Annotated in this window: 11 protein-coding genes and 1 pseudogene; 9 read left to right on the top strand and 3 right to left on the bottom strand. The window is 66.9% G+C overall.

Annotated elements, in window-relative coordinates; translation table 11 throughout:
* Position 1: 1 nt before the first annotated feature.
* Both PKE85_RS09710 and PKE85_RS09705 read left to right on the top strand, forming a co-directional pair.
* Positions 2 to 565 (top strand): cob(I)yrinic acid a,c-diamide adenosyltransferase, encoded by a 564-nt coding sequence (locus tag PKE85_RS09710; RefSeq protein WP_271204546.1) that lies wholly within the window; start codon positions 2 to 4, stop codon positions 563 to 565.
* Between the two features lie 110 nt (positions 566 to 675).
* Positions 676 to 1,416, top strand: a complete 741-nt coding sequence (locus PKE85_RS09705) for a rhomboid family intramembrane serine protease (RefSeq protein ID WP_271204545.1) — start codon at positions 676 to 678, stop codon at positions 1,414 to 1,416.
* A gap of 10 nt (positions 1,417 to 1,426) precedes the next feature.
* Here PKE85_RS09705 and PKE85_RS09700 read toward each other — a convergent pair whose 3' ends face one another.
* Entirely contained in the window at positions 1,427 to 3,775 is a 2,349-nt protein-coding gene (locus tag PKE85_RS09700) for a bifunctional diguanylate cyclase/phosphodiesterase (RefSeq protein ID WP_271204544.1), read from the bottom strand.
* A gap of 540 nt (positions 3,776 to 4,315) precedes the next feature.
* Here PKE85_RS09700 and PKE85_RS09695 point away from each other — a divergent pair.
* From PKE85_RS09695 to PKE85_RS09675, 5 genes are all read left to right on the top strand, one after another.
* Complete coding sequence (locus tag PKE85_RS09695) at positions 4,316 to 4,906, top strand: sigma-70 family RNA polymerase sigma factor (RefSeq protein ID WP_271204543.1); 591 nt, start codon at positions 4,316 to 4,318, stop codon at positions 4,904 to 4,906.
* 80 nt (positions 4,907 to 4,986) lie between these two features.
* Positions 4,987 to 5,958 carry a FecR family protein gene (locus PKE85_RS09690; protein ID WP_271204542.1) on the top strand — a complete coding sequence of 324 codons (972 nt, stop codon included), beginning with the start codon at positions 4,987 to 4,989 and terminating at the stop codon, positions 5,956 to 5,958.
* A 114-nt stretch (positions 5,959 to 6,072) separates the two neighbouring features.
* A complete protein-coding gene (locus tag PKE85_RS09685; protein ID WP_271204541.1) occupies positions 6,073 to 8,523 on the top strand; it encodes a TonB-dependent siderophore receptor in 2,451 nt (816 codons plus the stop codon).
* A gap of 28 nt (positions 8,524 to 8,551) precedes the next feature.
* The gene (locus tag PKE85_RS09680) at positions 8,552 to 9,643 is read left to right on the top strand and encodes a siderophore-interacting protein (RefSeq protein ID WP_271204540.1); all 1,092 of its coding nucleotides are present in this window, start codon (positions 8,552 to 8,554) and stop codon (positions 9,641 to 9,643) included.
* Positions 9,633 to 10,874 carry an MFS transporter gene (locus PKE85_RS09675; RefSeq protein WP_271204539.1) on the top strand — a complete coding sequence of 414 codons (1,242 nt, stop codon included), beginning with the start codon at positions 9,633 to 9,635 and terminating at the stop codon, positions 10,872 to 10,874. The genes PKE85_RS09680 and PKE85_RS09675 overlap by 11 nt, the downstream gene beginning before the upstream one ends.
* Positions 10,875 to 11,404: 530 nt before the next feature.
* Here PKE85_RS09675 and PKE85_RS09670 read toward each other — a convergent pair.
* On the bottom strand, positions 11,405 to 11,731 hold the full coding sequence (locus PKE85_RS09670) for a DUF4357 domain-containing protein (RefSeq protein ID WP_271204538.1): 327 nt from the start codon (positions 11,729 to 11,731) through the stop codon (positions 11,405 to 11,407).
* Positions 11,732 to 11,996: 265 nt separating this feature from the next.
* Positions 11,997 to 12,767 (bottom strand): SDR family NAD(P)-dependent oxidoreductase, encoded by a 771-nt coding sequence (locus PKE85_RS09665; RefSeq protein ID WP_271204537.1) that lies wholly within the window; start codon positions 12,765 to 12,767, stop codon positions 11,997 to 11,999.
* 199 nt (positions 12,768 to 12,966) lie between these two features.
* Between PKE85_RS09665 and PKE85_RS09660 the strand changes: the two genes are divergently transcribed.
* Positions 12,967 to 14,589, top strand: coding sequence for an ABC1 kinase family protein (locus PKE85_RS09660; RefSeq protein ID WP_271204536.1), 1,623 nt, complete (start codon positions 12,967 to 12,969; stop codon positions 14,587 to 14,589).
* 156 nt (positions 14,590 to 14,745) lie between these two features.
* Positions 14,746 to 14,916 (top strand): annotated as a pseudogene (locus PKE85_RS09655) (transposase); the annotation flags it as partial.
* Positions 14,917 to 14,993: the final 77 nt, after the last annotated feature.

The raw sequence follows: 14,993 nt of genomic DNA, 5'->3' as shown, positions 1-14,993 counted from the left end.
CATGGTCAAGCTGAACAAGATCTACACCCGCACCGGCGACGACGGCACCACCGGGCTCGCGGCCGGCGGCCGGCGGCCGAAGCACGACCTCCGGGTCGAGGCCTATGGCGCGGTGGACGAGACCAACGCCGCGGTCGGCCTCGCGCGGCTCCACGCCGGGCCGGAGCTCGACGCGGTTCTGTCGCGCATCCAGAACGAGCTGTTCGACCTCGGCGCTGATCTCGCCACCCCCGACACGGGCCAGGACCTCGGCTACGAGCCGCTGCGCATCGTGGCGAGCCAGGTGGAGCGGCTGGAGGCGGACATCGACGCCGCCAACGCCGCGCTCGCGCCGCTGAAGTCCTTCGTGCTGCCGGCGGGCGCGGCGCTGTCCGCCCATCTGCACATGGCCCGCACCATCGCCCGCCGGGCCGAGCGGCTGATGACGGCGCTCGCCGCCCGGGAGCCGGTGTCGCGGCCGGCGCTGTCCTACGTCAACCGGCTGTCCGACTACCTGTTCGTGGCGGCCCGCGCCGCCAACGCCGAGGTGGGCGACGTGCTGTGGGCGCCCGGAAAGACACGCTGACGCCACATTGATGAACGGGGCCGTTGCCGCGGCCCCGGGGGGCGCCGATAATCCTCCGGCTGACGGCGCGCGGGCTCCCCGCGCGTCACGGCGATGACGGCGGAGAGCTTATGTTCGTCCCCATCCTGGACGACGCGCCGGTGCGGCGCATCCGGCATGCGTGGGTGAACAACGGCTTCATCGCGCTGTGCGCGGTGATTTACGTCGTGTTCCAGTCGGGCTGGATCTTTCCCGCCGCCACCGGCGCCGCGGTGTCCTTCGGCCTGATCCCGAGCGTGCTGTTCGGCGACGCGGTGCTGCCCGCGGGCTATGACGTCGTCCCGGCCTGGGCGACGCTCGTCACCTCGCTCGTCCTGCACGGCGGCGTGCTGCATCTCGCCGGCAACCTGCTGTTCCTGTGGGTGTTCGGCGACAACGTGGAGGACGACCTCGGCCATGTCCGCTACGTGCTGTTCGTCCTGCTGTGCGGGATCGGCGGCGGCGTGGCCCACGCGGCGGCGGCCTCGAACCCGGACGCGCCGCTGGTCGGCGCCTCCGGCGTCGTGGCCGGCGTGGTGGCGGCTTACGTGATGCTGCACCCGCAGGTGAAGGTCTGGGTGCTGGTGTTCTACCGGCTGCCCGTGCGTCTGCGCGCGTTCTGGATCATCGGCGCCTGGGTGGCGTTCCAGCTGGGCAACGCCCTGCTCGCCGGCGAGACCCAGGTGGCGTGGTGGGCCCATGTGGGCGGCTTCCTCACCGGCGCGGTGCTGGTGGTGGCGCTGAAGCGCCGCGACGTGCCGCTGTTCGACCGCGACCTCAACGCCCGCATCCGCCGCCGCGGCGCCGAAGCCGCGGCCGAAGACGCCGCCTGAGCCGGGCGCGCTATCCGCTCGATCCGACGGCGGTTCGCGCCTGCGCGCCGGCCGCCTGCGGCGCCGCTCCCGGACGGCCGAACAGATAGCCCTGCGCCTCGGTGCAACCCTCCAGAACCACCATCTGGCGCTGGGCCTCGGTCTCGACGCCTTCCGCCACAACGGGGAGATCGAGGCTGCGCCCGAGGCCGACGATCGCCGTCACGATCGCCTTGGCGCCGCGGTCGTCGCCCATGGCGGTGATGAAGCTGCGGTCGATCTTGATCTTGTCGAACGGGAAGCTCTGCAGATTGCTGAGCGACGAGTAGCCGGTGCCGAAGTCGTCCATGATGATCTTGACGCCGAGAGCCTTCAGCCTGCGCAGGGTCTGAAGCGTCTCCTCCCGGCTCCGCATCAGGGCGGTTTCGGTGATCTCCAGGCCCAGCCGCTCCGGGGCGAGGCCGGTCTCCGCCAGGATCGCGCTCACCTGATCCGCGAGGTTTGCGACGCGGAACTGGACCGGCGACACGTTGACCGCGATCGACAGACGCTCGTCCCAGCCGGCGGCGGCGCGGCACGCCTCGCGCAGCACCCATTCGCCGAGCGCGATGATGGCGCCCGTGTCCTCGGCGAGGGGGATGAACACGTCCGGCGCGACGTCGCCGTGGTCCGGGCTGCGCCAGCGCAGCAGCGCCTCGTAGCTGACCGGCCGGCCCTCCACGTCCACCACCGGCTGATAGACGACGCGCATCTCGCTCCGCTGGATCGCCCCGCGCAGGTCCGCCTCCAGCCGCCGCCGGGCGCGCACCGCCTGATCCATGTGCAGGTCGTAGAAGGCCACGGTCCCCCGCCCGGCGGACTTGGCGCGGTAGAGCGCGATGTCCGCCGAACTCAGCAGGCTCTCGGTCTCCGTGGCGTCGTCCGGGGTCAGCGCCACGCCGATGCTGACCCCCACCGCCGTGGGGTCCATCGCGGCGTTCATCTCCATGCGGAAGGCGTCGAAGATCCGTTGCGCAAGCGCCCGCGCGCCTTCGGGCTGCGCCGCCCCCACCTGCAGGATCACGAACTCGTCGCCGCCGAGCCGCGCCACCGTGTCCGCGCCGCGAACGGTGCGGGACAGGATCGCGGCCACCGTCTTGAGCACCCGGTCGCCTTCGGCGTGGCCGAACAGATCGTTTACGGCCTTGAAGCGGTCGAGATCGAGCGCGAGCAGGGCGATCGTCTCGCCGGACCGCTTGGCGCGGGCGAGCGCCTTGTCCAGGCGGTCCCGCAGCAGGGTCCGGTTGGGCAGGCCCGTGAGGCCGTCATAGAGCGCAAGCCGCTCGATCTCGGCCTGGGCCTGCTTCTTCTCCGTCAGGTCCATGACCGCGAGCACCTGCGACGGCCGGCCCCGGAACTCGATGGTGCTGACCGCGAGCTCGAACGCGCGCTCCGGATCGCCGGTCCGCGGGGCGGCCTCGATCGCGGCCGGCCGCGCCGCCGCCGCGGGCAGGCCGTCCGCCGCCACGATGCAGGCGTCGGGATCGCGTCCGATCAGCTCCTTTTCGGGCGTGTCCATGAGCGCGGCGAAGCGGGCGTTCGCCTCGATGATCCGGCCGTCCCGCACCACCGCGAGCCCTTCGAGGGTGGCGTCGGCGAACCCCTTCAGATCCGTGAGGTAGCGATCGAGGACCACGGCGAGGCTGGTGATCAGCGCCACGAGGCAGGCGACGCCGAACACCGCCCCGATCAGCCAGCCGTGCTGCCGGCCCGAGAGGGCGGGATCGAGCGCCAGACGCGGATCGGGCGTCAGCGTGGTCGCGGACATGGCGGTGAAGTGCAGCGCGCAGACGCCGAGGATCATCCAGGCCGCGGGCTCCACCAGCCGGAAGGCGCCGGTCAGCGCGCGGAACCGGAGGAAGGCCGCCGCCATCGCCGCCGCAGCTATGGCGAGCGCCGCCACGACGGGCGGCCAGTCGTAGCTCACCGTGGCCGCGACCCTCATCGCCGCCATGCCGACGAAATGCATCGCCGCCACGGCGAGCGCCGCGACCGTTCCGGCGCTCAGGGCCGAGAGCGGCCGATCGGGACGGCGCAGGGCGATCGCAAGCCGGAAGCCGACGCAGACGATCGCCGCCGAGACGAGCGTCAGCGCCGGGTCGAAGGTGAAGTCGACGACGCTGCGGTAGCCAAGCATGGCGACGAAATGCACCGCCCAGATCGACAGGCCGCCCGCGACGGCGCCCACGGCGAGCCAGCGGCTGCGGCGGACGTCCGCGCATTCCTCCGCGCGCGACAGCAGCAGGAAAAAGGCGAGCAGCCCGCCCGCAGCGATGAGGGCGGCGAGCACGACGGTTCCCGGCATGTGCTGTTCCGTGACGCACGCGACGACCGTCCACATGCCCGCCTCATCTTTTACCCAAACCAGACAATGAGCGTTTTATCTGGCGGACCTTTCCGGTTTTTGTCTTGGACATGTTGGCGCTAACGGTCGACCGGCGACCGTCACGCCGGTTCGGAGCCCGGCGCGATCGCGTTCGCCTCCCGCTTTCGGGTTCGGATTCATAACCCGCAGCTGACGACTGCGGCGATGTTGCCGGCTGCCGCCCTCACCCCGACGCATGGCCGGATCGTCGCGGCCCCTCATGGCGGCCAATGACGCTCGACGCCGCCCCCCTTTATGAGGACCGGGTCGCGGAGCTCCGTCGTGGCGGCGGCCTCGTGCCGACATGACGGATGCGTTTCCGCGGACTGAACGGACGGGCGCGCAGCGCGCACGGTGAGGCGCCCCATCTCGCTCCGGACGGGATGGAGGAGGCGTCTGAACGAAAGGGGCGCTTCGGGGCGCGGTCGGGGCATGTCTTGGCCGTGCGGCGCCTCACGTGTCCGGCGTGCAACAGTCGGGGCGACATGCGCCGCAGTTTAGAAGGCCTACAAGCGATTGATTCCGTTTTGGAATATGAGTCCTTTGGCTGTGATTGGCAGTCTTGAATCCGGCTGGCTGGCGGCCTGGCGAATGATGACGACGCTCGATGCCCTGCTGGGACAGCTCTTCCGGCTGCACCACACCGAACTGGTCCGTTTCGCGTCCCGTCTGATCGGTGATCGCGACTGCGGCGAGGAAGCAGCCCAGGAAGCCTATCTCAGGATCGCCGCTCGTCGGGAGGCGACCGCGATCGTCCATCCCAAGACCTACCTGTTCACGGCCGCCAGACGGACCGCGATCGACATTTCCGTCCGTCGCCAGGCGGAGGCCGATCGGAGGGCCGACCTCGACGAGGCGACGCATGTGGTCGACAGCCCCCATTTCGCCGAGCAGGACCGGCGGAACAGGCGCCTGTTCCAGCTCATCGTCGCGCTGAACGAGCTCCCGGCGGCCTGCCGGCAGACCTTCGTGCTGAACAAGCTCCACGGCATGAAGCACAAGGACATCGCGCGAAAGCTCGGAATCTCGGTGAGCATGGTCGAGAAGCACATGATGCGCGCCTTCGCGCATTGCCGCGACGTCGCCCGGGATCGCGACGACATCTGACGATCGCCTTTGAGGTTTGGTCGTCCCGCGCTGTCTATAGGGATGAGACGCCGGCTTCCGCGGCGCGAGGGTGCTTCTGCGTGAAAGACGTCGGCGCTGAAGGCGGTCCGCCGCCCATCGACATATCGGACGAAGCTCTTCGCTGGGTCATTCGGCTGAACGCCGGCGACGCCACGGCGCGGGATCACGCGGCCTTCGCGGCCTGGCGTTCGCAGGATGCGCTTCATGAGCTCGCGGCCCGCGAGGCGGAAGGTCTCTGGAACGAGGCGTCAGGTCTTCAGCAGGACGCGCGCACCGGACGACTCGCGCGCCGCGCCGAGCCGCGAGGCCCGTCTCGCCGCAAGCTGCTCGGATTGACCGGCGCGGCTGTGGCGGCCGGCGGAGCCGGCTGGCTGTCGCTCGGCGGCGGCAGGGCGTTCGCGGATTACGCCACAGGGCTGGGCGAAACCCGAGAGCTCGCCTTGCCGGACGGGTCGCGCGCGTTCATGAACGCGCGGTCGGCGCTGAATGTGGAATACGGACCGGGCGAACGGCGTGTCCGCCTGGTGGGCGGAGAGGCCACGTTCCAGGTGAACGGCGGCGCCCTGCCGCCGTTTCGCGCGGTCACGCCCCTGGTCGAGGCGATCACGCAAGGAGCGGCGTTCAACCTGAACGCGGCGGGCGACGACGTCATCGTGTCGGTCGCGAGCGAAACCGTCCGTCTTCGGTCGACCTCGGGCCAGACGCTGGATCTCGGCCGCTCGCTGGAGGCCATCGTGTCGCCAAACGGCGATATCGAGCGCCCGGCCCCCATCAGCCCGGACGCCATCTCGTCCTGGAGGACGGGAGAATACGTGGCCGAGAACAGGCGCCTGTCCGACGTGGTGGCGGCGCTTCGAGGCTACTATCAGGGCTGGATCGTGCTCCGCGACGACGCGGCCCGGATCCGGGTCAGCGCGGTGCTGGACCTGCGGCGGCCGATCGCCTCGCTCGACGCGCTCAGCGCCGCCCTGCCGATCTCCGTCGAAAAATATTCCCCATACATCACAGTGGTTTCGAGACGTTCCGCCTGACCGTCGCGCGATTTCTACAGCGGATGTTTGAGGATTTGGCCAGGGCCTCCGTCTACACAGACAGGAGCGCACGCATCGAACGCGCTCCCGATCTTGTCGGGGAACACAATGCGTATGGCGTCACGGACTTCTGCATCGGGCCTCATGCTGGCGGGGATGGTCTCGGGAGCGCTCGTCTGCGCGCCGGCCTCCGCTCATGAGCGCGTCGCATACGACATCGCAGCGCAGCCCCTCACCCAGGCGCTCACGGCCTATGCGCGCGCCTCCGGCCTCAAGCTCGCCTATGTGGCGGAACTCACCACGAGCCGCGAGGCGCCCGCGGTCAAGGGCGCGCTGAGCCCCGAAGACGCGCTCAGGACGCTGCTGGCGAACAGCGGCCTCACCTATCGCATCACCGGCGGGACGGTGACGATCTTCGACCTCCGCATGACCGACGTCGTGCCGATGCAGCAGTCGGATTCGCTCGAGCTCGACGAGATCAACGTCGAGGGCGCGGCCGTCGACGAGACCGCGACCGGCCCGCTTCGCGGGTATGTGGCGCGGCGCAGCGCCTCGGCGACGAAGACCGACACGCCCATTCTCGACACCCCGGCCTCCGTGTCGGTCGTGGGCGAGAAGGAGATGGAGCGGCGTGGCGTGAAGAGCCTCGACAGCGCCGTCGGCTACATTTCGGGCGTCAACACCAATCTCTACGGCGCGGACAAGCGCTACGACTTCATCGCCATCCGCGGCTTCGTCGAGACCGGGATGGGCATCTATCGCGACGGCCTGCAGAACAGGACGAACAACTTCACGGGCAGCCGCATCGAGCCCTACGGGATGCAGCGGGTCGAGGTCTTCAAGGGCGCGACCTCCGTGCTCTACGGGCTCAACGCGCCGGGGGGCCTGGTCAACCTGATCACCAAGCGCCCCACCGAGCACCCATTCGGCGAAGTTTATTCCACCGGCGGAAACGATCATCTGGAGGCGGGCGTCGATTTCGGCGGTCCCATCGACGCGAACGGCGAGTGGAGCTACCGCCTGACGGCGAAGGCGCAGGACAGCAAGGATGGCCATGAGTGGGCCAAGGACGACCGGCTGTTCGTCGCGCCGGCCCTGACCTGGAAACCGACCGACGCGACCAGCATCACGGTCCTCGCCGACTACAACAAGCGCAAGGGCGCCAACCGCTACGGCGTCCTGGCCGGCAAAGGGTACAGAAAGACGGCCTTCCTTGGCGAGGACCAGTTCGATCGGAACGACACCACAGAGAAGAACATAGGCTACATCTTCGACCACGACTTCGAGAATGGGCTGAAATTCCATTCCAACGCGCGCTACACCGACCTCGATCTGACGAACAAGAACGTCTACTTCGACAGCGTGTTTGATGGGGACCCTGCCTTGAAGACGGACGAGACCCGCCGGGTCTCGATGGAGGTCGACGGCGATCTGAAGCGCTTCGTCATCGACAACCACATCCAGTACGACTTCAAGTTCGACCGGATCGCGAGCCGCACGCTGGTCGGCGTCGACTATTCCTACACCAAGGCGAACGAGCGTGACTTCCGGCAATACATCCCGGGCGTCGGCCTTGACCCGCGCAACCCGGTTCACTGCAGCCCGAACTGCGCCGGGAGTATCTATCTGTCGTCGCCTCCCTATGTGGGCAGGGGCACCGAGAGGACAGCCTCGGTCTACGCTCAGGAGGAGCTGACGCTTGACGACCGCTGGATTCTGACGCTCGGGGGCCGCTACGACGACGTGAAGGCCCGGTCGAGCGCCGTGTTCGAAATCTTTGGCCTGCAACTGCCGGACAGTCAGGAGATCAAGGAGGAGGCCTTCACGACGCGCGCCGGTCTGACCTGGAAGATCACGCCCGAAGTCTCGCTCTACGGCAACTATTCGGAATCCTTCGCGCCGGTGACGCCGGTTCCGACGCCATTCGGCGGCTTCGGCATGCCCTCTCTGTCGGGAGACAACAAGCCTGTGGAGGGCGTCCTGCACGAAGCGGGCGTGAAGTATCAGCCCGCCGGCGTGAACGCGATGTTCACCGCGGCCGTTTTTGAGATCAAGCAGAAGAACGTGCCGTATTACGTCGGCCAGCAGCGCTATCAGATCGGCGAGCTTGAGACGCGCGGCGTCGAGCTCGAGGCGAAGGCGGAGATCAAGGAGAACCTCAACGTCATCCTCGCCTATTCCTATCTCGACTCGGACATCATCCGCGGCGAACTGGAAAGTCAAAAAGGCAACAGGTTCCAGTTCATCCCCAAGCACTCCGCGTCCGCCTGGGTCGACTACACCTTCAAGGGGCGGGGATCGTTCGGCGACCTGACGCTTGGCGCCGGCGCGCGCTTCGTCGGCTCGCGTTTCGCCGACAACAACAACTCGATCAAACTGGCCTCCTACACGGTATTCGACGCCGTCCTGAACTATAAGATCACCCAGAACGCGTCCTTCGCGATCAATGCCACCAACCTCTTCGACAAGGACTACGTGTCCTATGTCGAGACCTTCAGCTCGCCGGATACATTGTTCTATGGCGACCGTCGGACGGTCCGCGCGACGCTGAAATACACGTGGTGACGTCGACACTCAGCGGGGGCACAGCGCGATGACGTTCAGAGCCAGGGCCATCGTCACGGTCGACGAGGTCGATCGGGTGCTGCCGGCCCTGCTCGATCATATGGAGGAGCACGCGACCGTCGTCCGCGCGGGCGGCGGCGCGTCCATCTCGAGCCCGTTCGGGAGCGTCGACATCCAGCGGCGTCCGGGCGGCCTCGCCCTCGAGGCCGCTTCGGGATCGGCGGAAATCCTCGCGATGATCAAGGTGTTCGTCGCGGAGCATGTCTTTGAGTTCGCCGGGCCGTCCGCGTCCATCGTCTGGAGCGGCGAAGGCGCCGGCGATCCGCTGCCGCCGCATTTCCAGAAACTGACGGTGACGTCCGCCTTCGACGTCACGCCGCGCATGCGACGCGTGACCTTCGCCTGCGAACGCGCCGCCGCCTTCACGGGCGGGGCCGGCTACCACGTCCGGCTGCTGCTGCCGCCCGTCGGCGGAGCTCCCCTTTGGCCGACGATCGCCGAGGATGGCCGCATGGTCTGGCCTTCTGGCGAGGACGCGCTGGCGGTTCGGGTCTACACGATCCGGAGCGTCGATGTTCAGCGAGGGGAGGTCGCGATCGACTTCGTCCGGCACGACCACGCCGGGCCCGCTTCCGCGTGGGCGGCCGGGGCGAAGCCGGGAGACGTCATCGGCCTGCTCGGGCCGAGCAGCGGCCTCGCGCCTTCGGCGGACCGCTACCTGCTCGCCGGCGACGAGACGGCGCTCCCTGTGATCGCCCGGACCTTGGGCGCGCTTCCGGAACGCGCGCGCGGCGCGGCTTTCATCGAGGTCCAGAACCCGGACGAGATCCAGCAGATCGAACATCGCACGGGGATCGAACTCTTCTGGCTGTTCCGGAACGACGCGGCGCCAGGCGCCTCGACGCTGTTGAGGGACGCCCTTGCGGCGCTTCCGGCGCCCGCTGCGGACGAAAGCCATTTCACCTTCGTCGCATGCGAGTTCGCCGCCAGCCAGGCGATCCGGGCGCATCTGCGCGAGGTCTGGCGCCTTCCCAAGGGACGTTTCTCCGTGGCGTCCTACTGGCGACGCGGCCAGAGCGACGACGGATCATCGGGGCTGAGCGATGACGATGACGTCTGACGGCGGAAGGGCCCGCGCGCCGCGTTCGGGCGCATGGCCGGTGGTCGGGCTCGGCGGCCTCTACGTCGCGCAGAGCGTCATCGGGTCAATGATCTTCGCCGGGCTTCCGGCCGTCATGCGGCAGAGCGGCGCCTCGCTCAACGAGATCGCGTTCACGCTGCTCGCGGTGCTGCCCTGGTCGTTCAAGTTCCTCTGGGCTCCGGCCGTCGAGCGGTTCCGCTCGCCTCAGGACGGCGTCCGGCGCTCGCGGCTGACGGTGGCGATCGTCGGCGCCGTCTCGGTCTCGGCCGTGGCGGCGTTCGCGCTGATCGGCCCGGGGGCGCTGGCGCCGCTCGCGGCCGCGATGATGCTGGCCTCCTTCGCGTCCGCCACGATCGACATCGCGTGCGACGGGCACGCGGTCGAGACGCTCGCCGAGCGAGACAGAAGCTGGGGCAACGCCGCTCAGGTCGGCGGGGCCTATCTGGGGTCGGCGCTCGGCGGCGGCGTCTTCCTCGTGCTGATCGACCATATGGGGTGGCGGGACGCAGGCCTCGTCATGGCCGGCGCGCTCGTGGCGCTCGCCCTTCCCTTCCTGCTGACCCCAGACGGTGCGAGGCCGGCGCGGGCGGACCGGCCGAGGCCGTCGCTGAAGCGCGCCTTCCAACGGCCAGACGTGCGGTTCGGCCTCATGCTGGTCGCCGTCTACGTGTTCGGCCAGAAATGGGCCATGACGCTGATCGGCCCGTTCCTGATCGACTCCGGGCTCAGCCTGACGGCGATCGGGACGATCAACGGCGTCGGCGTCACGGCGCTCGGCGTGCTGGGCGCGCTTGGCGGGGGCTACCTCGTGCGCCGCCACGGACCGTTCTCGATCATGACGCGGACGCTTGGCGCGCAGATCGCCGCAATGCTCGCCCTGGCGGCGATCGCCTATTTCCAGGTGACGTCGCCCTATGTGCTGCTGCCCACGGTGCTGGCGTCGGCCGTGATGTTCGCGCTGGGGTTCGTCGCGCTCTACACCGAACTCATGGGCCGAGCCTCGCTCGACCAGGCTGGCGTGGACTTCACCCTGTTTCAGAGCGCCGACGCGATCGTCAGCCTGATCGGATGGCAGCTCGCCGCGACCGTCGGCGAAGCGCTGGGCTACGCGGCCTGCTTCGTCGCGGCCGGTGTGTTCGGGCTTGCGGCCTTGGCGCTGATGCCCATTCTCTCGCGCAACGCGCTGGTTCACACCGAGGCTCGCAGTTGAGACCGCGCTTCCCGATGGAACGAATGGCTTTCGCCGCTCTGGGCCAGGGCTTCAAAGCCGGTTCAAAGCCGCCGCATCCGATTGCGTCCGCCGCCGCGATCGGCTAGGTTCCGCCCGCTCAAGCGCGCAGGCACCCGTAGCTCAGCTGGATAGAGCGTCGCCCTCCGAAGGCCGTCCGGGTCGGAAACTTCAACAAAATCGGGATGTTGGGACCCTTGGGGCGTGTAAGCATCCTGAGGTCGATCTGCGCTGTGGACCACGTTTCCGTCCACATTCCTTCCACTCCGGGCTTCGGATAATCACTTCCGCGCCACCCCAGCTGATGCCGGGCCGTCGCAATGGCGGCCCTCGCCATAATGGCGTGGAATTGCGCTGAAGGCTTTTTCGCCAAGTTGCATGTCGTAATGGGCGCAAGACCGGACATCGCGATCATCTCCGACGATCGGCGAGGTCGCGATACAACGCGATCCAGCCATGCGCCGCGAGGTGCGCGCAGATCTCGCCCACGAAGCGGATCTCTTTGTGAAGGCTCATCGGGGCGCCCCCGCTTCGCTGAGTTGCTGCGCTTCCCACTCCTTGTAGGTCAGGTCGGCGCCTTCCAACCGCCAAGACGTCAGCCCGTTGGAGTTGCGGCCTTTGATGACGGCGGCGGCGGCGCTTGGGCTCTTAAACGCGTACTTCTGAGCGAACACGCAGTGCTCTCCTTCAGGGACCAGCACACCTCGTGGCGATCTGCCGGGTGGATCGTCCGTCGGTGCGCGAGAAGGGTCACAGCGGCCTCGGGAGCGCCAAGCGCGCCACGATGGCGGATCGCGTTTGCAGCATCGACGCCGTGTGGCGCTCTCCGCCGAGCGCATAGGGCATCGACGACCGATCGCCGTCGCGCCGTGCTACGTCAACTTTGTTGCGTCCACATGTCCGCGCGGTCCATATCCCACAAGAAGAACCTTGAAGGACATTTATTGAAAGTCTTCAGCATCCAAATGACATAGGGATTTTAATTCAACCTATGATATTCTTAAATTCGCAGACTTACATATTTTACGATATCTTGAACTGAAAAAACGTTCGTTTTTCTCATAAGGTCGCCTTAATGACGACCTCAGAGAAACATTTATCTTTTCAGAACAACGTGACCGAAGTCCCGCCACCATCTACGACAAACTCGGACGCGGTCAGATAATTCGACTCATCCGCCGCAAGGAATACTATCATGTTGGCGATGTCGCTGGTTTCTGCAAGACGCCCGATCGCGGTCAGTTTCTTGCCCAGTTCGTCCGCAGACATGCCGGATACTTTCTCGGCGTAATCGGCCATGGCGGTTTTCACATAGGTCGGATGGACCGAGTTCACGCGGATATTCATCCCGGCCAGCTCGGCCCCCAGATCCTTTGACATCAGACGCACCGCGCCCTTGCTGGCACCATAAAGCGCGTGTCCCGCCGAACCCTGCAAGCCAGCGATGGACGACAGGTTGATGATCGACCCGCCATTGCGTTCCTGCATGTAGGGAACGACGTGCTTGCACCCCAGGAAGACGCCGGTGACGTTGATCGCCATCAGCTTGTTCCAGGTTTCAAGGCTGATGTCGGTGACCGGGGAGATGATATAGATCCCTGCGTTGTTCACCAGGACATCCACGCCGCCGAACTTGTCCTTGGCCTGTTTGAAGACGTTGATCCATTGGTCTTCGGAAGCAACATCATGCTTGACGATCAGCGCCTCGCTGCCGGCGTTTTCCACCAGCTTTGCGGTTTCTTCCAGCCCGTCAAGATTGATGTCGGTCGCGACGACCTTGGCGCCGCCCTTGGCGAACAGCTCGGCGGCCGCGCGGCCGATCCCGGCGCCTGCGCCCGTGATAACAACGACTTTTCCAGCAACAGTCACGCTCATTTGGACACTCCATTATTGTGTGTCGATAGTTCTGCATACCCGAACGCAAAACAACAGGCATGGCGTATGCGCCACACCATTACGTGACAGGAGGCGTCCATGCGGATATCCGAATCTGACTGATCACCGCCGCATCGCAGAGGTTCTGGATGATCCAGCGGTGCTGCCATAGGGTGATGCGTGTGGTCGGGGGCGTGACATGAGTATTCTTGAAACCGGGCTGGTTGCCCTGCGGGATCGTCAGCGGCTGGCGCAGATCAGCGCCATCGCGATCCGACACAGCTTTTCCGATATCCTTGCCCGGCTGGGTGTCGGGGGCAAGGCAGGCAGCGATGGCGGCCCCGATGCGCCCGAGCGTCTGCGCCGGCTGTTGGAAGAACTGGGCCCCACCTTCACCAAGCTGGGCCAGATCCTGTCGACGCGGGCTGATCTGCTTGGCCCTGAATGGACCGGCGCGCTGGAAAAGCTGCAAAGTCAGGTGCAGCCGCTGCCGTGGGAAACCGTCCGCGCGGAAATGGCCGCGGCGCTTGGCCAGCCGCCCGAGGATGTCTTTGCCACCATCACGCCCGAGCCCTTGGCCGCAGGCTCGATCGCGCAGGTTCATCGCGCGCAGCTGTCGGGTGGCGAAGACGTGGTCGTCAAGGTCCGCCGTCCCGGGTTGCGTCCGAAAATCGAAGCCGACATGCGAGTCCTGTCGCATCTGACCGGCCTTGCCGAGGCGCAATGGCCCGATATCGCCCGCTTTCGACCGCGAGAGATCGTGCGCAACCTCGCCTCGGCCATGGCCGAGGAACTGGACCTTGCGGCCGAGGGGCGCAACAATGACCTGATTGCAGCCAACATGGCCGAACTGCCCGCAATCAAGCTGCCGCGGATCTTTCACGACTATTCCTCGGAAACCCTGCTGGTGCAGGAGTTCATCGACGGCATTGCCCCGAACGATCACGCGGCCCTGCAAAAAGCCGGTCTGGACGGACGGGTGCTGGCGGCACGCGGGACCGATGCGTTTTTGCGCATGGCGCTGGTGGACGGGGTGTTTCATGCCGACCCGCATCCGGGCAATCTGCGCGCCCTGCCGGGCAATGTGGTCGCCTTCATCGATTTCGGCATGGTCGGCCGCCTCGGCGCCCGCCGGCGCGAGGAGTTGCTGGCGCTGCTGGCCGGGATCGTGGACCAGAACGGCGGGCGGATCGCCATGCTGCTGTTGGACTGGTCGGGCCAGACGCAGGCCGATCTTTCCGCGATCGAGGCGGATTGCGATCTGTTCGTGACCCGTCATGGCGTGCCGCCGCTGCGCTTGGGTCTGGCGGTGGCCGAGTTCACGGCACTGGCCCGCCAGCATGATCTGGCTCTGCCGCCGGATCTGGCGCTGCTGTTCAAGGCGCTGATCACGGCGGATGGGGTGATGCGCGGCCTCGATCCCGATTTCGACGCGATTACCGTCGCGGCGCCCATCGTGCGCCGTGAAATGCAGCGCATGCTTGGTCCGCAGGCGCTTGCGGCTCAGGGCAAGACGCTGGCCATCGACCTGACGGGCCTGCTGCGCGACCTGCCGGGCCTGCTGCGGCTGCTGAACCTGCGGCTGCGGCAGGGAACCCTGTCGGCCGAGATCGAGTTGAAGGGGCTTGAGCGGCTGAGCGGCGATATCCGTCAGGCAGCGGTTCGCATCGCGGTCGCCATCATCACCGCAGCCTTCGCCATCGGCCTTGCGCCCGGCCTCGTCCAGTCCGGACCGACCGTTTTCGGCCTGCCGTTGGGATCCTGGACGGGCGTGGCGCTGGTCGCGGCAGGGCTTGTCTGGACCGTCTGGCCCCGCAAATAGCGTCGGGCCTTCCATCCGTGGGGAACCCGCGCGGTCAGCCATCCCGCCATTTCGACCGGCCCGGCAGATCGAGCGTCCTTTTCCCGGCCGTGATTGACCTGAGACCCTGAACTTCCTCGAGATTTAGGTAGAGTCCGTCGAACACGGAGACGGACGATGCGACCCTCGCGGTTCACGGAAGAACAAATCATCGCGATGCTGAAGGAGCAGGAGGCGGGGGCAAGGACGGCGGATGTCTGCCGCAAGCATGGCATCTCGGCAGCGACCTTCTACAAGTTCAAGGCAAAGTTCGGGGGCATGGATGTGTCCGACGCCCGCCGCCTTAGGCTCAGGACCTATTAATTTGGATTGAAACGTGATTCAGAGTCTCGATTGAGGGAGGCTCTGGTGGGTGATTTGTTTTT

Origin of the sequence: Methylopila jiangsuensis, assembly GCF_027922305.1 — a bacterium.
Classification (GTDB): Bacteria; Pseudomonadota; Alphaproteobacteria; order Rhizobiales; family Methylopilaceae; genus Methylopila; species Methylopila jiangsuensis.
This window is presented reverse-complemented; position numbering and strand designations above follow the sequence as displayed.